This window comes from Micrococcus sp. EWR3.9.1 (genome assembly GCF_052615555.1).
The window spans coordinates 123,511-140,513 of the sequence record NZ_JBQXFD010000006.1 but is presented as its reverse complement, the minus strand read 5'-3'; the positions used below and the strand labels follow the sequence as shown (position 1 = coordinate 140,513).

15 protein-coding genes and 3 tRNA genes are annotated in these 17,003 nt (G+C 74.5%); 13 read left to right on the top strand and 5 right to left on the bottom strand.

What is annotated here, in order from left to right; all coding sequences use genetic code 11:
* Nucleotides 1–66: 66 nt before the first annotated feature.
* A complete protein-coding gene (locus tag ACUJ8O_RS06035) occupies nucleotides 67–1,362 on the top strand; it encodes an MFS transporter (RefSeq protein ID WP_445373233.1) in 1,296 nt (431 codons plus the stop codon).
* A gap of 197 nt (nucleotides 1,363–1,559) precedes the next feature.
* On the opposite strand, the gene ACUJ8O_RS06030 is transcribed toward ACUJ8O_RS06035, so the two are convergent.
* Both ACUJ8O_RS06030 and ACUJ8O_RS06025 read right to left on the bottom strand, forming a co-directional pair.
* Nucleotides 1,560–2,063, bottom strand: a complete 504-nt coding sequence (locus ACUJ8O_RS06030) for a hypothetical protein (protein WP_445373232.1) — start codon at nucleotides 2,061–2,063, stop codon at nucleotides 1,560–1,562.
* A gap of 40 nt (nucleotides 2,064–2,103) precedes the next feature.
* Nucleotides 2,104–2,592 (bottom strand): YajQ family cyclic di-GMP-binding protein, encoded by a 489-nt coding sequence (locus ACUJ8O_RS06025; protein WP_036383893.1) that lies wholly within the window; start codon nucleotides 2,590–2,592, stop codon nucleotides 2,104–2,106.
* 209 nt (nucleotides 2,593–2,801) lie between these two features.
* Between ACUJ8O_RS06025 and ACUJ8O_RS06020 the strand changes: the two genes are divergently transcribed.
* Together ACUJ8O_RS06020 and ACUJ8O_RS06015 are read left to right on the top strand one after the other, a co-directional pair.
* A tRNA-Tyr gene (locus tag ACUJ8O_RS06020) sits at nucleotides 2,802–2,883 on the top strand.
* Between the two features lie 220 nt (nucleotides 2,884–3,103).
* On the top strand, nucleotides 3,104–4,864 hold the full coding sequence (locus ACUJ8O_RS06015; RefSeq protein WP_445373231.1) for an AMP-binding protein: 1,761 nt from the start codon (nucleotides 3,104–3,106) through the stop codon (nucleotides 4,862–4,864).
* A gap of 15 nt (nucleotides 4,865–4,879) precedes the next feature.
* Here the strand turns inward: ACUJ8O_RS06015 and ACUJ8O_RS06010 are convergent, their stop codons facing one another.
* Nucleotides 4,880–5,344, bottom strand: a complete 465-nt coding sequence (locus tag ACUJ8O_RS06010; RefSeq protein WP_115165937.1) for a hypothetical protein — start codon at nucleotides 5,342–5,344, stop codon at nucleotides 4,880–4,882.
* A gap of 205 nt (nucleotides 5,345–5,549) precedes the next feature.
* Complete coding sequence (locus ACUJ8O_RS06005) at nucleotides 5,550–6,578, bottom strand: DNA-3-methyladenine glycosylase family protein (protein ID WP_445373230.1); 1,029 nt, start codon at nucleotides 6,576–6,578, stop codon at nucleotides 5,550–5,552.
* Between the two features lie 162 nt (nucleotides 6,579–6,740).
* Here ACUJ8O_RS06005 and ACUJ8O_RS06000 point away from each other — a divergent pair, with 162 nt between their 5' ends.
* From ACUJ8O_RS06000 to ACUJ8O_RS05990, 3 genes are all read left to right on the top strand, one after another.
* Nucleotides 6,741–8,306, top strand: a complete 1,566-nt coding sequence (locus ACUJ8O_RS06000) for a pyridoxal-phosphate dependent enzyme (RefSeq protein ID WP_095346304.1) — start codon at nucleotides 6,741–6,743, stop codon at nucleotides 8,304–8,306.
* A gap of 61 nt (nucleotides 8,307–8,367) precedes the next feature.
* The gene (locus ACUJ8O_RS05995; RefSeq protein WP_036383880.1) at nucleotides 8,368–9,627 is read left to right on the top strand and encodes a cystathionine gamma-synthase; all 1,260 of its coding nucleotides are present in this window, start codon (nucleotides 8,368–8,370) and stop codon (nucleotides 9,625–9,627) included.
* A gap of 119 nt (nucleotides 9,628–9,746) precedes the next feature.
* Nucleotides 9,747–10,955: an amidohydrolase gene (locus tag ACUJ8O_RS05990; protein WP_095346306.1), complete on the top strand. Its 1,209-nt coding sequence runs from the start codon at nucleotides 9,747–9,749 to the stop codon at nucleotides 10,953–10,955.
* A 40-nt stretch (nucleotides 10,956–10,995) separates the two neighbouring features.
* On the opposite strand, the gene ACUJ8O_RS05985 is transcribed toward ACUJ8O_RS05990, so the two are convergent.
* Nucleotides 10,996–11,625 (bottom strand): hypothetical protein, encoded by a 630-nt coding sequence (locus ACUJ8O_RS05985; protein ID WP_036337595.1) that lies wholly within the window; start codon nucleotides 11,623–11,625, stop codon nucleotides 10,996–10,998.
* Nucleotides 11,626–11,933: 308 nt separating this feature from the next.
* On the opposite strand from ACUJ8O_RS05985, the gene ACUJ8O_RS05980 reads away from it, so the two are divergent.
* From ACUJ8O_RS05980 to ACUJ8O_RS05950, 7 genes are all read left to right on the top strand, one after another.
* Entirely contained in the window at nucleotides 11,934–14,081 is a 2,148-nt protein-coding gene (locus ACUJ8O_RS05980) for a DEAD/DEAH box helicase (RefSeq protein WP_095346308.1), read from the top strand.
* Nucleotides 14,082–14,166: 85 nt separating this feature from the next.
* Nucleotides 14,167–14,238 (top strand) — tRNA-Thr (locus ACUJ8O_RS05975).
* 59 nt (nucleotides 14,239–14,297) lie between these two features.
* Nucleotides 14,298–14,371 (top strand) — tRNA-Met (locus ACUJ8O_RS05970).
* A gap of 89 nt (nucleotides 14,372–14,460) precedes the next feature.
* Complete coding sequence (locus ACUJ8O_RS05965) at nucleotides 14,461–14,754, top strand: hypothetical protein (RefSeq protein WP_445373229.1); 294 nt, start codon at nucleotides 14,461–14,463, stop codon at nucleotides 14,752–14,754.
* Nucleotides 14,755–14,794: 40 nt separating this feature from the next.
* A complete protein-coding gene (locus ACUJ8O_RS05960; protein WP_036381490.1) occupies nucleotides 14,795–15,244 on the top strand; it encodes an FAS1-like dehydratase domain-containing protein in 450 nt (149 codons plus the stop codon).
* Nucleotides 15,244–15,735: a MaoC/PaaZ C-terminal domain-containing protein gene (locus ACUJ8O_RS05955; protein WP_158184928.1), complete on the top strand. Its 492-nt coding sequence runs from the start codon at nucleotides 15,244–15,246 to the stop codon at nucleotides 15,733–15,735. Before ACUJ8O_RS05960 ends, ACUJ8O_RS05955 begins: the two co-directional genes overlap by 1 nt.
* Nucleotides 15,732–16,931: a UDP-N-acetylmuramate dehydrogenase gene (locus ACUJ8O_RS05950; RefSeq protein ID WP_158184929.1), complete on the top strand. Its 1,200-nt coding sequence runs from the start codon at nucleotides 15,732–15,734 to the stop codon at nucleotides 16,929–16,931. The genes ACUJ8O_RS05955 and ACUJ8O_RS05950 overlap by 4 nt, the downstream gene beginning before the upstream one ends.
* The last annotated feature ends 72 nt before the right edge of the window (nucleotides 16,932–17,003 follow it).

Below are 17,003 nucleotides of genomic sequence, written 5' to 3'. Positions count from 1 at the left end.
CGGGGCGTCCGTCCCGACCGTCTGATCCGGGGCGGGCTCTGGCCGCCCCGGCGCTAGGCTTCCGGGGTGGCCCGCCTCCTCGTCGACATCACCCCGCTGCGGGTCTCACCCGCCTACCGGCGGCTGTGGCTCGGCAACACGCTCTCGTACGTGGGCACGCAGCTCACGCTCGTGGCGGTGTCCCTCGAGGTGTTCGCCCTGACCGGCTCCTCGTTCGCGGTGGGTCTGCTCGGCCTGGCCGCGCTCGTGCCCCTCGTGGTCGCGGGCCTGTACGGCGGCGCGATCGCGGACCGGCACGACCGCCGCCGCGTCGCGCTGACCTCGTCGGCCGTCATGTGGCTGAGCACGGTCGGCATCGCCGCGCAGGCCTGGGCCGGGCTCGAGTCGGTGCCGGTGCTGTACGCCCTCGTGGCCCTGCACTCCGGCGCGTCCGGCATCAACCAGCCCACCCGCGGCGCGATCATCCCCGCGCTCGTGGGCCTGCCGCTCGTGCCGGCGGCGAACGCGCTGAACATGATGACGTTCTCCGTGGCCCTCATGGTCGGCCCCATGCTGGGCGGCGTGCTCGTGGCGGCGGTCGGCTACGCGTGGACCTACTCGATCGACGTCGTCACCTTCCTCGCCGCCCTGTACGCCGTGTGGCGGCTGCCGTCCCTGCCGCCGCAGCGGGGCGAGGCCGCGCCCGCCTCGGGGGCGCGCGGGGGCCTGGCCTCGGTGGTCGAGGGCCTGCGCTTCCTCGGCTCGCGACCGAACCTGCGGATGACCTTCCTGGCGGACATCGTGGCCATGACGACGGCGTTCCCGCGCGCCCTGCTGCCCGCCATCGGCGCCGTGGTGCTCGGCGGCGGTGAGGCCGCCGTCGGCGTGCTGCTGGCGGCGATGGCGGCGGGCGCGTTCCTCGCGGGACTGTTCTCCGCGCCGTTCACACGCCTGCATGCGCAGGGCTGGGGCGTGTACGTCTCGATCCTCGTGTGGGGCGCGGCGGTGGCCGCGTTCGGCGGCGTGGTGTGGTGGGCACAGTCCCTGCCCGACGGCGATCCCCGCCTCACGCTCGCGTTCGCCCTCGCCGCGCTGTGCATGGCGGTGGGCGGGGCCGCGGACTCGCTCTCCGGCGTCTTCCGCGGCTCGATCCTGCAGTCCGCGACCCCGGACCACCTGCGCGGCCGGCTGCAGGGCGTGTTCGTCGTCGTGGTGGCGGGCGGGCCGCGCCTGGGCGAGCTGCTCACCGGCGGCGCCTCCGTGGGCCTGGGGGAGGGACCGACCCTGCTGGCCGGCGGTGTGCTGTGCATGCTCGGCGTGAGCGCGCTGATGCGGTGGCAGCCCGGCTTCCTGCGCTACGACGCCCGGAACCCCACGCCCTGAGCAGGCGCGGGGTTCCGTGGCGGGAGGCTGCGAGCCCGCGACCGCCGAGGAGCGCCGAGGAGCGCCGAGCCAGACGTTTCTGCCCGTGAGCCAGATGATTCTGCTGCAGATCGGGCCGCGAAACCGCCGAAACGTCTGGCTCGCGGCAGCCTGAGCCGCCGTCCACGGGAGCCACCACGACGACGGCGGCCGGCGAGTCAGCGGCCGCGGTCGGCCTGGAGCGTGGCCGGGACCGCGCCACCCAGGCGCGTCCAGTGGCGGACGAGGTCCTCGTCCGGGGCCGCCTGGAGCGTCTCGCGGGCCGCCTCCTCCGCCTTCTTGATGCGGCGCTCCAGACTCTGGTCCGCGCCCTCGTAGGCGGCCGCGTGCCGGTGGGAGCGCAGCGATCCAGCGTCCTCCGTGCGACGTTCCACCACCGCGAGCTGCTCGGCGATCGCGTCCTGGTTGGCGCGCTGGGCCTTCAGGTTCGCGGGGGCGAGCACCTGGGCCACGAACCCGTGGTCGAGGAGGAGGCCCCGCGGGGCGGCGACGCCGTGACGCAGCGCGAGGTCCACATGGTCGTCGAAGGTCAGGAGCATGGCGGCCTTGGCGAACTTCAGGTCGTCGACCGGGCGGCCGTCCACGCGGGCCCGGGCCCGCGCCCGGCCGATCGTGGTGTCGGCGGACCACACGGCCCCGCGAGGGTCGATCAGGTACAGCATGGGGACTCCTGGTGGGATCGGAGGGGAGGCGGCGTGCGGATCAGCGGAAGTTCACGAACTGCAGGTCCGCGTCCTCGAAGTCCTTGAGCATCGCGATGACCGACTGCAGGTCGTCGCGGGACTTGGAGGACACGCGCAGCTCGTCCCCCTGGATCTGGGCCTTGACGGACTTGGGGCCCTCATCGCGGATCAGCTTGGTGATCTTCTTCGCGGTGGGCTGGTCGATGCCCTCCTTCATGGTCGCCTCGATGCGGTACTCCTTGCCGGAGGCGAACGGGGCGCCGGCGTCGAGGGACTTGAGGGAGATGCCGCGCTTGACGAGCTTGGACTCGAACACGTCCTTGACGGCCTTGACGCGCTCCTCGGAGGAGGCCCTCATGAGGATCTTCTCGCCGGAGAAGTCGATCTCGGCGCCGACGCCCTTGAAGTCGTAGCGCTGGGCGATCTCCTTCTGCGCCTGGTTCAGGGCGTTGGACACCTCCTGGCTGTCCACCTTGCTGACGACGTCGAACGTGGAATCGCTGGCCACGGGTGCTCTCCTTCAGGGTCTGCGGACGGGGTGCGCCCGTCGACGACGGCCACTGCGGGGCCGCGCCGGGCGCTCTGCGGGCCAGCCTACCGGGGACGGCGGACGCGGTCCCGGGCCGATTGGCGGCGTGGCGCAGGGATGCTGTACAGTCGACTCTCGCCCGACCGGTGCGGTCGTCCTCGAGACGCCCGGCAGCCGCCGGGTGGCACGGCAGATTTCCCGAGCGGCCAAAGGGGGCTGACTGTAAATCAGCTGGCATTGCCTTCACTGGTTCGAATCCAGTATCTGCCACCGGAACGAAGACCCCGGGACCACACGGTCCCGGGGTCTTCTGCCGTCCGGGGCCGTGGCACCCCCCGTGTCCCCGCCCCGGGAGGTGGCGGCCTCCCGCCAGGCGACGTAGCCTGCCTGTGGTCCGTGTCACACCCGATGCCCTGTGCGGTCCGGTGGCGGCACGGCCCTGCATCGTGACGCCGTGCGGCGTCGCCCGACCATCCGCGAGGAGCGCCCGATGACCGAGTCCACCGCCCCCGAGTCCTTCACCCAGGGACCGACCGACGTCGAGCTGCTCGAGCAGACCCTGGCCCAGAACCTCGACGACACCGCCCGCCGGTTCGCCGACCGCGCCGCGCTCCTGGAGTGTGGACCGGACGGGGACCCGGCCACCGGCCGCACCTGGACCTACGGGCAGCTGCGTGAGGAGTCCGTGACGGTGGCCAAGGCGCTCATGGCCGCGGGCTACGAGGCGGGGGACCGGATCGGCATGTGGAGCCCCAACGTCGCCGAGTGGGTCTCGCTGCTCTACGGCGCGGCGCGTGCCGGCGTCATCCTCGTGAACCTCAACCCGGCGTACCGCGCCCACGAGCTGACCTACGTGGTCGAGCAGTGCGACATGCGCGGGCTGGTGGTGGCCTGCGCGGACGCACGCATGGACCCGCCCGCCACCGCACGCGCCGTGGCCCGTGAGTCGGCGCCGCACCTGCGGCAGCTGATCATGCTGCCGGCCGGGAGCGGCGAGGACGCCTACGCGCACGTGCAGGCCGGCGACGTGGCCGGCCGACACGCCGCCGATCCCGTGGCCGAGGGCACGTGGGCCGACTTCCTGGCCGAGGCCGCGCGGGTCTCGGACGAGGACCTGGCCGTGCGCGAGGCCGCCACCGGGCCGGCGGACCCCGTGAACCTGCAGTACACCTCGGGCACCACCGGCTTCCCCAAGGGCGTCACGCTGACGCATCGCAACGTGCTGAACAACGGCTTCCACATCGGCGAGCTTCTGGGCTACACGGAGGAGGACACCGTGGTGATCCCAGTGCCGTTCTTCCACTGCTTCGGCATGGTGATCGGCGTGATCGCCACCGTCTCCCACGGCTCGCTCGCCGTCATCCCGGCGCGCAGCTTCGAGCCGGTCTCGGCGCTGCGGGCTGTGGCCGCCACCGGTGCGACGAGCCTGTACGGCGTGCCGGCGATGTTCATCGCCATGCTCGCCCGGCCTGAGGCGGACGCGTTGGACCTGTCCACGCTGCGCACCGGCGTGATGGCCGGCTCCACGTGCCCCGTCGAGGTGATGAAGAAGGTCATCGACCGGTTCCACATGTCCGAGGTCGCCATCTGCTACGGCATGACGGAGACCGCGCCCGTGTCCACCATGACCCGCCGCGACGACTCCCTGGAGGTGCGCACCCAGACCGTCGGCCGGACCATGCCCCACGTGGAGACGAAGATCGTGGACCCCGCCACCGGTGACGTCGTCCCGCGCGGGGCCACGGGCGAGCTGTGCACTCGCGGCTACTCCGTGATGCTCGGCTACTGGGACGCCCCCGAGAAGACCGCCGAGGTGCTGGACGCCGACGGCTGGATGCACTCCGGCGACCTCGCCTCCATGGACGAGGACGGCTCCGTGCGCATCGAGGGCCGCATCAAGGACCTCGTGATCCGCGGCGGCGAGAACATCTCCCCGCGCGAGGTGGAGGAGTTCCTCTACACCCACCCGGACATCCAGGACGTCCAGGTGGTGGGCGTGCCGGACGAGAAGTACGGCGAGCAGCTCATGGCCTGCGTGATCATGAAGGACGGCGTCGAGCCGCTCACGGTGGACGCCGTCCGCGAGTTCGCCGCGGGCCGGATCGCGCACTTCAAGATCCCGGCCTACGTCCGCGTGCTCGACGCCTTCCCCATGACCGTCTCCGGCAAGGTCCGCAAGGTCGAGCTGCGCGCGGAGGGCGCGAAGGTCGTCCAGGCCCAGGCCCAGGCCCAGGCCCAGGGTGCGGGCTGACGACGACCGTCACCCTCAGGCGGCGGGCAGCGGGAACACGTCCCAGATGGTGCAGACCGCCTCGGGGGCGGCGCCCAGGATCGCGGCACGGTACGTGGTCGACCACGCCCGCGGGTCGGCGTCGCGCAGGCGCCACGTGCCGTCCGCGAGCACCGCGTCCACGAACGCGGAGGTGTCGGCGGGGCTGCCGTCCTCGTGGACCAGGGGGCCGCGACGCAGGGCCTCACCCAGGTCGCCCGCTCGGCCGACGGCGTAGAGCGCGGTCTCGTCCGTGTCCAGCACGAGGCCGCAGTCCTCCTCGAAGGCGGTGATCCAGGCCATCGCGTGCCGCATGGCCTCGTCCGGGTCGGGATGGCGGGTCACGATGAGCACGGAGCCGCGCTCGCCCGGGCGCAGGGAGCCGGGCGTGCCGGGGCCGTGCGGGTCGGGCTCGCGCGGGGCGGCGGCGGTGTGCGGGCGGGGCTCGAAGGCGGTGGTCATGGCGGTCTCCTCCCGGGTGGGGACTCATCAGGGTCCCGGCGGCGCCGCACCGGTCGGGGCGGCATCGCCCACGCTAGGAACCCGGGGCGGGCGGCCGGCCGGACCCGGCCGGGGCTGGGGAGGACGCGCCGGGAGCAGTGGCCTGTGCAGGAGTGGAGGGGCCGCGCGGACGCGCCGGCACGGCCCCGGCCGATCCGGCGTCGCGTCAGTGGGCGCGGTGGTCGGCCGGGGCGAGCTTGGGTCCGAACCCCTGCTTGCGCTCTCCGGAGAGCCCGATCATCCGCACCACCCGCTGCCGGTGCCCGGCCCACGGCGCGAGCAGGCGGAGCATCCCGGCGTCGTCGGTCCGGCGTCCCGTGAGGACCTGCCCCACGTACTGCGCCAGGTGGTAGTCGCCCACGGAGACGAGGTCCGCCGCCCCGTGGCTGCGCTGCAGCGCCTCGGCCGTGGTCCACGGCCCGATCCCGGGCACCGATTCCAGGCGCCGGGCCAGCGCGGCCACCCCGGCCGTGTCCCCGGGGGTGACCGCGTCGCCGAGCCGGTCGATGCTCGCGGCCCGCCGGGCGACCTCCAGCATGGTCCGTGACTGGGAGGGCTGCACCCAGGCCCGCGCATGCCAGTCCCACGAGGGGATCCGCAGGACGGCGGCCGGGGTCGGCGGCGGCAGCATCCCCGGCGGCACCGGGCCGGGGGCGGGCCCGTCGTCGTCGATCCGGGCGGCCAGCCGCACGAGGGTGCGCCAGCCGTGCCGCGCCTGGTCGTGGGTGACCTTCTGCTCGAGCACGGCGGTGAGCAGCTGCCGGGACAGCGCGCCCGCCGCCGGCAGCCGCAGCCCGGCCCGCGTCCGCCGCGCCTCGCGCACGTGCCGCGGCAGCGCGGGCGCGCCGGAGTCCGGCCGCAGCAGGGCGTCGAAGGCGGCCCAGCCGTCGTCGTGCAGGCCGAGCAGACGCTCCACGTCGGCGACGGCGGTGCGCGCGCCCGCGCCCCACGCGCGGGCCGTCACCGCGGTGCCGCCCCCTGCGGCCTCCCGGGCGCCGGAGACCAGCAAGGACGTCGGCCGGCCCGGCCCGCCCGACGCCGCGTCCGGGGCGGGGGAGCGCAGGGTGAGCCAGACGCCCTGCGGTGTGGCGCGGACCGTGGGGTCGGCCGCGCCGCGCTGCAGGGGACGCAGGGTGAGCGCGACGTCCACGGGGACGGGCACGCGTACGCGGCGCTCGGCGTCCGGGGCGATCATGCCCGCACCGTACACCCGGGCCCGGACAGGACGACGTCGGCCGTGACGGCGCGCACGCCGGGCGTTGCCCCGCGTGTCCGGGGCCCTCCTTCGGCGTCCGGCCCCTGGCGTAGCGTGGGGTGCGTGACTGAACAGACCCCCGCGCCCACCCCTGCGCAGCCCATGCAGTACGCCGAGAACGTCCTCGAGCTGATCGGGCACACCCCGCTCGTGAAGCTGCACTCCGTGACGGAGGGCATCGAGGCCACCGTGCTGGTGAAGGTCGAATACCTGAACCCCGGTGGCTCCGTGAAGGACCGCATCGCGCTGAAGATGATCGAGGAGGCCGAGCGCGAGGGCCTGCTCGGCCCGGGCGGCACCGTCGTGGAGCCCACCTCGGGCAACACGGGCGTAGGGCTGGCCCTGGTCTCGCAGCTCAAGGGCTACCGCACCGTGTTCGTCACCCCGGACAAGGTGGGTCAGGAGAAGCGGGACGTGCTCAGCGCGTACGGCGCCGAGCTCGTCGTCACGCCCACCGCCGTGGACCCGACGTCCGAGGAGTCCTACTACGGGGTCGCCGACCGCCTCGTGCGGGAGATCCCCGGGGCCTATCAGCCCAACCAGTTCTTCAACCCCGCCGCCCCGGCCTCCCACTACGAGACCACCGGCCCCGAGATCTGGGAGGACACGGCCGGCCGCGTCACCCACGTCGTGATGGGCGCCGGCACGGGCGGCACCATCACGGGCACCGGCCGCTACCTCAAGGAGGTCTCGGCGGACCGCCCGTCCGGTCCCGTCCGCGTGATCGGCGCGGACCCCAGCGGCTCGGTGTACTCCGGCGGCACCGGCCGGCCCTACTTCGTCGAGGGCGTCGGCGAGGACATGTGGGTGGACAACTACGACCCCGCGGTCCCGGACGAGGTCATCGCCGTCGAGGACGCCGAGGCCCTGGCCATGACCCGCCGCCTCGCCGCCGAGGAGGGCCTGCTCGTGGGCGGCTCCTCCGGTCTGGCCGTCGTGGCCGGCCTGCGCGCCGCCCGCGAGCTCGGCCCGGAGGACGTCATGGTGATCGTGCTGCCCGACTCGGGCCGCGGCTACCTCGCCAAGATCTTCAACGACCCGTGGATGGACGAGCGCGGCTTCGACTACGACGTCCGCGAGACCGTGCTGCCGGCGTGGGCGCGCGGGCGCACCCGCTCGGCGGTCCCGCAGACGGACGACGACGGCGCCACGGGGGCCGCCGGCGGGGCCGGAACGCCCGTCGAGGTGCTCGAGCACGCCGACGCCGAGCCGGCGACCCGCGCGGGCGCCCCCGCCGAGACCGACCGCTGGTCCGCGACGGCGGGGGAGCTGCTGACCGAGAAGGCCGACCTGTTCCCGGGATCCGTGCCCACCCTCGTCACCGCGGCCCCGACCACCTCGGTGGCGGACGCCGTCGCGACCATGAACCGGTACGGCGTCGACGCCCTGCCCGTGATCCTCGAGCCCCGGCACGACCTGCGGATCGGCGAGGTCCGCGGCACCGTCTCCACCGCCGCGCTCGCGGACGCCCTCGCTGAGGGGCGGGCCACCGCGCAGACCCCCGTGGCCGACGTCATGGGCCCCGTGCTGCCCTGCCTGGGGGCGCGCACCCCGCTGCGCGCCGTCGCCCGCCGCCTCGCCCAGGACCCCGTGCTGCTGGTGCTCGAGGCCGGCCGCGTCCAGGGCGTCGTCACCCTGCACGACGTCCTCGCCCACGTCACCGCCTGAGGCCGGCCGCGCCGGCCGTGCCCGCCCCACCCGACCCGATCTCTCCGAGGAGGCTCCTGAGATGACCGAGCAGAACGTCCACGAGGACCCGCACGCCACCACCCCCGACACCGGCGCCGAAGACGCCGCCGCCCACCCCCGGGGGGGAGGCTTCGGCACGCGCGCCGTGCACGCGGGCCAGCACCTGGATGAGGTGTTCGGCGCCGTCGTCCCGCCGATCCACCTCTCGAGCACGTACGCGCCCACGGCCGTCGGCGAGCTGCGGCGCGGCTACGACTACGGCCGCGGCACCAACCCCACCCGGGACGCGCTGCAGGAGCAGCTGGCCGCGCTCGAGGCCGGCGTCGACGAGTCCGGCGCGCCCCGGGCCACCGGCCTCACGTTCGCCTCCGGCCTGGCCGCGGAGACCGCGCTGATCATGGGCGCGGGCCGGCCGGGCATGACGATCGTGCTGGGCAACGACGTGTACGGCGGCTCCTACCGCCTCATCTCCCGCGTGCTCGCCCCCTGGGGCGTGGAGCACGTCGTCGTGGACATGGGGGACGCCGAGCAGGTCGCCGCCGCCGTCGAGCGCGCCGCCGCCACGGGGCCGGTCATGGTGTGGCTGGAGACCCCGTCCAACCCGATGATGAAGATCTCCGACGTCGCCGCGGTCGCCGAGGCGGCCCACGCGCACGGCGCCCTGCTCGTGGTGGACAACACCTTCGCGACGCCGTACCTGCAGTCCCCGATCGCCCTCGGCGCGGACGTGGTGGTGCACTCCACCACGAAGTACATCGGCGGCCATTCGGACGTGATCGGCGGGGCGCTCGTGATCCCGGATGCCGCACTCGCCGAGCAGGTGAAGTTCCAGCAGTTCGCGGCGGGGGCCGTGAACGGGCCCCTGGACGCGTACCTGACCACGCGCGGCCTCAAGACGCTCGGGGTGCGCATGGACCGCCACCAGGCCAACGCCCAGGCCGTCGCCGAGTGGCTCACCGGCCGCGCCGAGGTCTCCCAGGTGCTGTACCCGGGGCTGCCGGGCCACCCCGGCCATGAGCTCGCGCGGCGCCAGATGCGCGGTTTCGGCGGCATGGTCTCGTTGCGCCTGGCCGGCGGTGCCGCGGCGGCCCGCCGCGTGGCCGAGTCGACCCGCCTGTTCCAGCTCGCCGAGTCCCTGGGCGGCATCGAGTCGCTGATGAACTACCCGGCGGAGATGACCCACGCGTCCGTGGCCGGCACGGAGCTGGCCGTGCCGGACGACCTGCTGCGCCTGTCGGTGGGCATCGAGGACGCCGAGGACCTCGTGGCGGACCTGGAACGGGCTCTGGGCAGCCTCTGACCGGCCGATGTCCGCCAGCGGATTGGGGGCGGTTTTGGGCGGTATCCGCGTCGGATACCGCCCAAAACCGCCCCCAAAGCGCACGGGTGGGGAGCACCCGGCGGCGTAGTGTGACGGTCATGACCCTCACCGCCTTCGTCAACGCCCATGTCGTCCCCGTCGCCGCCGAGCCGTTCGACGGCACCCTGCTCGTCGAGGACGGCCGGATCACCGCGATCGGCCCCGACGTCGAGGCGCCCGACGGCGCCGAGGTGGTGGACTGCGAGGGACGCTGGGTGCTGCCCGGCTTCGTGGACGCGCACGTCCACCTGGGCATGCACGCCGAGGGCGAGGTCGGTGCGACCGCGGACGTCAACGAGATGACGGACCCCGTGATGGCCGGGGTGCGGGCGATCGACGCCGTCGACCCGAACGAGCCGGGCTGGAAGGACGCCCTGGCCGGCGGGGTGACCACCGTGAACGTGAACCCCGGCTCGGGCAACCCGATCGGCGGCCAGGCGGTCGCGTTGCACACCCACGGACGCACCGTGGACGAGATGGTGCTGCGCAGCCCCTCGGGCGTGAAGTCCGCCCTCGGCGAGAACCCCAAGAACGTCTACAAGGAGAAGGGCCGCACCCCGTCCACGCGGCTGGGCACCGCCCTCGTGATCCGCGAGGCGTTCCTGCGGGCGCAGGGCTACATGGCCCGCCGCGCGGAGGCCGAGCGCGAGGACAAGCCCTTCACTCGCGATCCCCACCTCGACGCCCTCGCCCTCGTCCTGGAGCGCACGATCCCCTGGCGCCAGCACTGCCACCGCACGGACGACGTCGCCACCGCCCTGCGCCTGGCCGACGAGTTCGGCTACGACCTCGTCCTGGACCACGGCACCGAGGCGCACCCGCTGGCCGGCCAGCTCGCGGCCCGCGGCGTGCCGGTGCTGATCGGCCCGCTGTTCACCACCAAGTCCAAGCCGGAGCTGCGGGGCCGCTCGATGCGCAACCCGGGGCGTCTGGCGCGGGCCGGCGTCGAGATCAGCATCATCACCGACCACCCGGTGGTGCCCATCGACTTCCTCGTCTACCAGGCCGCGCTGTCGGTGAAGGAGGGCCTGGACCGGGAGACCGCCCTGCGCGCCATCACCCTGCATCCCGCGCGCGTGCTGGGGCTGGACGACCGCATCGGCTCCCTCGAGGTGGGCAAGGACGCCGACCTGGTGCTCTGGTCCGGCGACCCGCTCGATGTCATGCAGCGGGCCCTGCGCGTGTGGATCGGCGGCCGTCAGGTCATGGAGTACGACCTCGCCACGGCCCGGCCCGTCGTCGCCTCCGCCCGTCCCGTGGAGGACTGAGCGGCGCCGCCGCCCGCCGGCGGGGGCGGGACGCGCGGGCTCAGCGCCGCAGGCGCGAGTGCACGGGCGGCAGCCAGACGAGCGCGGCGCCCAGGAGCATCACGACGGCGAGGATGATCAGCAGGCCGTTGGCCCGCAGGAACGCGGGGGCGGCCAGCAGGACGGCGATGAACGTCAGGGTCCCGATCGCCGAACGACGGCGGCGCAGCAGACCGATCCAGCCCCACAGGGACGCCGCGGCCAGCAGGGCGACGGCGGTGCCCATCGTGAACTGCCCCGTCGCGCCGCCCAGCACGCCCACCGACTCCATGCCGGTGAGCGGATCGATGACGGGCTCGCCGCTGTCCTGTGCGCGGGCCCCGTTCCAGAGGAACGCGCCCGCGATGCCGATCAGCACCACGGTGACCGCGAGCCAGTAGAGGCGCGCGACCTTCAGGAGCGGGTGGACGAGGCCGGCATCGGACTCGGCCGCGTCCCGCGCGGCCAGGTCGCGCTCGCGGTCCGCGCGACGCCGTCCCAGGCGCTCCTCGTCCTCGGCGGCGAGGCGGGCGCGCTCGGCGCGCAGCCGTGCGTCGTCGGCCCGCTGACTCTCCCGGAAGGACTGGGCGGCACGGCCGGCGGCCCGGCCGAGCCCGCGGGCGAGGGGGTGGTCTTCGCTGTTCTGGGGCACGTGCCGAGCCTATCTCCCCGGCCGGTGCGCGGCCGGGGTGTCCGAGGGCACAGCCCACCACGCAGTCCGGTGGCGTAGACTGATCAGACCGGATCCGGTCTTTCCCCTGTGATGAGTGAGCGTGGACGCGTGTGCCACGCCGGACTGCAGATGTCTGTGCAGATGTGTGTGCGGGCCACGAACGTCGTGGCCCTCGGGGGCTGCCGGGTGGACGGAATCATCTGACCCAGCTGGCCCCTGCGCCCCACGACGTCGACCCGCGACCGACGTCCTCCGGCGTGCGCCCGCGCATCCCCCCAGGAGGACCCATGTCCGACATCCTCGATCCCCAGACCACCGCCGAGGCGGAGACCGCCGCGCCCGTGGAGACCGCCCCCGAGGCGGAGACCGTCGCCCCCGAGCTCGCCGAGGCGGAGCAGGAGGCCACCGGGACCGTCCCGCAGGTCGACGCCGCCGAGCCCGCCGCCCCCGAAACCCCCGCCGAGCCCGCCGGCCCCACCTTCCTGGACCTCGGCCTGGACGCCCGCGTGCTGGCCGCCGTCGAGGACCTGGGCTACACCCACCCCTCGCCGATCCAGGAGGCGACCATCCCGCTGCTGCTGGACGGCCGCGACGTCGTGGGCCTGGCCCAGACCGGCACCGGCAAGACCGGCGCGTTCGCGCTGCCGGCGCTGTCCCGACTCGCCGAGACCACGGACGTGAACGGGCGCGCGGACACCCCGCAGGTGCTCGTCCTCGCCCCGACCCGCGAGCTCGCCCTCCAGGTGGCCGACGCCTTCGACGGCTACGCCAAGCACCTCGACGACGTCTCCGTGCTCGCCGTGTACGGCGGCTCCCCCTACGGACCGCAGCTGGCCGGACTGCGCCGGGGCGCGCAGGTCGTCGTCGGCACGCCGGGCCGCGTGATCGACCACCTCGAGCGCGGCTCGCTGGACCTGTCCGACCTGCAGACCCTCGTGCTGGACGAGGCGGACGAGATGCTGCGCATGGGCTTCGCGGAGGAGGTGGACCGCATCCTCGCCTCCACCCCGGACACGAAGCAGACCGCGCTGTTCTCCGCCACCATGCCCCCGGCCATCCGCCGCATCTCCGCCCAGTACCTGAACGCCCCGGAGGAGGTGGCCGTCGCCCGTCAGTCGACGACGTCCGCCACGATCCGCCAGCGCTACCTGCAGGTGGGTCACCAGTGGAAGTTCGAGGCCCTGAGCCGGATCCTCGAGACCGAGGAGCACGACGGCGTCATCGCCTTCGTGCGCACCCGTGCCGGCACCGAGGAGCTCGCCCAGAAGCTCACGCGCGCCGGGTTCAAGGCCGTGGCCATCTCCGGCGACATCGCCCAGAAGCAGCGCGAGAAGACCGTCGAGGACCTGAAGGCCGGCCGCGTGGACATCCTCGTGGCCACCGACGTCGCCGCCCGCGGCCTGGACGTCGAGCGCATCTCGCACGTGGTCAACTACGACATCCCGCAGGACGCCGAGTCCTACGTGCACCGCATCGGCCGCACCGGCCGCGCCGGCCGCCAGGGCGACGCCGTGCTCTTCATGACCCCGCGCGAGCGCTTCCTGCTCAAGCAGATCGAGCGGACCACCCGCCAGCAGGTCGAGGAGATGGCCGTGCCCTCCGTCGCCGACGTCAACGCGGCCCGCAAGCGCCGCTTCGCCGACGGCATCACCCGCACCCTCGAGCGCGCCTCGGAGGAGGAGCTGGCGGTGTTCGGTGAGATCGTCGCCGCGTACGTCGACGAGCACGAGGTCGAGCCGGCGCGTGTGGCCGCCGCGCTGGGCATGATGACCCAGGGCGGCCGCCCGCTGCTGGCCCGCGAGCAGGAGATCCCGTTCGGCGGCGCCCGCGGCCGCAAGGACCGCGACGGAGGCCGCGAGGGTGGGCGCGACGGCGGCCGTGAGCGCGGCACGAGTGACGGCCGCGGCTCGCGTGGCCCGGCCCGGGAACCTGCGGCCGGCAACGCGACGTACTGGATCGCCGTGGGCCACCAGGACCGCGTGCGGCCGGGCAACATCGTGGGCGCGCTGGCGAACGAGGTGGGCCTGCCCGCCTCGGCCATCGGCGCGATCGACCTGCGTGGCAACCACTCGCTCGTCGAGCTGCCGGCAGACCTGACCTCGGCCCAGCTCGAGGCCGCGGCCAACGCCGAGATCAACGGCCGTCGCCTCGGCCTGCGCAAGGACACCGGCCGCCCGACCCGCGCCGAGCGCGACGGCGAGGACCGCGGTGAGCGCCGCGGCGGCTTCCGCAAGGACCGCGGCGAGCGCGGAGGCTTCCGCGGGGACCGCGACGGCGGCCAGCGCGGCGGCTTCCGCAAGGACCGGGACGACCGCGGCTTCCGTGAGGATCGCGGTGGCTTCCGCAAGGACCGGGACGACCGCGGGGGACGCCCCGGCGGCCGCAAGCCCCGTTGGGGCGCCCAGGAGCGCTCGGATCGGGGCGCCCGCCGCTGATCCGGCCGGGGTGCGGACCCCCGGAGGCCGTAGCCGGGGCCGATTTTGCATCGGCCCCGGGGCCCTGGTAGAGTCTCACCTCGTTGCCCCGATAGCTCAGTGGTAGAGCGCCATCTTGGTAAGATGGAGGTCCCGGGATCGATTCCCGGTCGGGGCTCTGACATGAGAGCCCGCCCTCGCGGCGTGAAACCGTGAGTGCGGGCGTTCTCGTGTCGTGGCGGCGTAGCTCAGCTGGTTAGAGCGCACGACTCATAATCGTGAGGTCGGGGGATCGAGTCCCCCCGCCGCTACGGAATCGGACGGACCCGGTCACCTCCTCGGAGGGGCCGGGTCCTTTCGCGTTCCGGGGCCCGTCCGTCGCCCCGGTAGCCTGGCGGGCATGTCCACGCGTCGCCCCGCCCCCCAGCCCGCCCGCGGCACCGCCGCGCCCCGCGGCTTCGTCTCCCCGTGGGAGCACGGCTCCCGGCTGTACCGGACCCTCGTGCTGGCCGGCTCCGCGCTGTTCCTCGTCGGCATCGTGCTGGCGGTCGTCGGCGGGACCACCGGACGCCTCGCCGTCTCCGTGACCGCCCTGGGCGTGCTCGGCGCGGGCGTCGCCGTGCACCTGTCCGCCCAGCTCGTGCGCTTCCGCCAGGCCGCCCGCCGGCAGGGGGAGCGGCGCCCCGGCCATTAGGCTGGACGGCAGTCGAGAACCGTCCCGCAGGAGGCCCGAGTTGAGCGTGAACCCCGACGTCGCCGGGCGGAGCTATCCGCCCGCGCCCCCCTTCCAGGTCGGTCGTGAGGCGGTCCGCGGCTTCGCCGAGGCCGTGCAGGCCCACCATCCCGCGCACCACGACGTCGCGGCCGCCCGGGCCCTGGGACACGCCGACCTGGTCGCCCCCCCGACCTTCGCCGTCGTCATCGCCCAGCGCGCCGAGGCCGCCGTCGTCGCCGATCCCGAGCTGGGGATCGACTTCTCGCGGGTGGTCCACGCGGACGAGCGCTTCGTCCACCACCGCCCGCTGGTGGCCGGGGACGAGGTCGTGGCGACCGTGCGGGTCGAGGCCGTGAAGTCCCTCGGCGGCAACCGCATGGTCACCACCGTCACCGAGATCGCGGATCTGGACGGCGCTGCCGTCTCCACCGTCACGTCCACCCTGCTGGTCCGGGGAGAGGAGTCCTGATGAGCACCGCCCCCCGCCTGTCCGACCTCGCCCGGGGCGAGGTGGTCGGCACGCGCACCGTCACGTTCACCCGCGCCGACCTCGTCGCCTACGCGGGTGCCTCCGGCGACCGCAACCCGATCCACTGGTCCCCGACGTTCGCCGAGCACGTCGGCCTGCCCGGCGTCATCGCCCACGGGATGCTCACCATGGGCGCGGCCGTGCAGCTCGTCTCGGACTGGGCGGGCGACCCGGGCGCCGTCGTCGACTACCAGACCCGCTTCACCGGCATGGTGCCGGTCGCGGACACCACGGGGCGCACGGACGACGACGGCGCGCCCGTCCCCGGCGCCACGCTCGAGGTCGTCGGCACGGTCGGCGCCGTGGATGAGGCTGCCGGGACGGTGCGGATCGACCTGAACGTCACCAACCCGGACGCGGCGAAGCCGCGCGTGCTGACCAAGGCGCAGGCCGTCGTGCGCCTGGCCGAACCCGCGGGGGAGACCGCGTGAGCGAGCGGCTGGCGGACCACACCACCACCCGCGTCGGCGGGCCCGCGCGCGCGTGGGTCACCGCGCGCACCGAGGCCGAGGCGATCGAGGCCGTGCGCGCCGCCGACGCGGCGGGCGAGCCCCTGTTCGTGCTCGGCGGCGGTTCCAACACCCTCATGGCGGACGCCGGCTTCCCCGGCACCGTCGTGCGGCTGGCCTTCGAGGGCATCCACGTGCTGGACGGGCCGGCGCCCGGCGAGGGTGAGACGCCGCCCGTCGGCGACGGGGCCCGGCCCGCGGACCACGAGGGGGAGGCCGTCGTCGTGCGGATCGCGGCGGGCCACCCGTGGGACGACGCCGTCGCATGGACCGTGGCACACGGGCTCGGCGGGATCGAGGCGCTCTCGGGCATCCCGGGCTCGGCCGGCGCGACGCCCGTGCAGAACGTCGGCGCCTACGGCGCGGACGTCTCGCAGGTGCTCGTCGCCCTGCGCGCGTGGGACCGGGAGGCGGGCGAGGTCGTCGAGCTGACGCCCGCGGACCTGCGCTTCGGCTACCGCGACTCCGTGATCAAGCGCTCCATGCTGGAGACCGGCGCGCCGAGTCCCCGGTGGATCGTGCTCTCGATCGACCTGCGGCTGCGCCGCGCCTCCTCCGACGCCGAGCCGACGGCGCCGGTCCGCTACGGGCAGCTGGCGGCCGCGCTCGACGTCGAGGAGGGCGCCCATGCCCCGCTCGCGGTGGTCCGCCGCGAGGTGCTGGCCCTGCGCGCCGCCAAGGGGATGGTGTCCGACCCGGCGGACCCGGACACGTGGTCCACGGGCAGCTACTTCACGAACCCGATCGTGCCCGCGTCCGTGCGAGCCGCCCTGCCCGAGGGCGCCCCGGCGTTCGCCGCCGGGGAGGCCGAGGACGGGACGCCGCTCGTGAAGCTCTCGGCGGCCTGGCTGATCGATCGCGCGGGCTTCGCGAAGGGCTTCGGGCTGCCCGAGGTCGGGCCCCGCGAGGGCGGTCCGGACGGCCGCGGGGCCGACGGCACCGGCCTGGCCGGGGGCCGCGCGTCGGTGTCCACGAAGCACACCCTCGCCATGACCAACCGCGGCGACGCGAGCACCGAGGACGTCCTGACGATCGCGCGCACCGTGCGCGACGGCGTGCGCGAACGCTTCGGCGTCGAGCTGCACCCCGAGCCGATGATCATCGGCACCAGCCTCTGACCCCTCACTTTCGTTCGAGAAACGGCGCCCCCAGGAGTGCTTTCGTTCGGGAAACGGCGCCCCGAGGCGGCG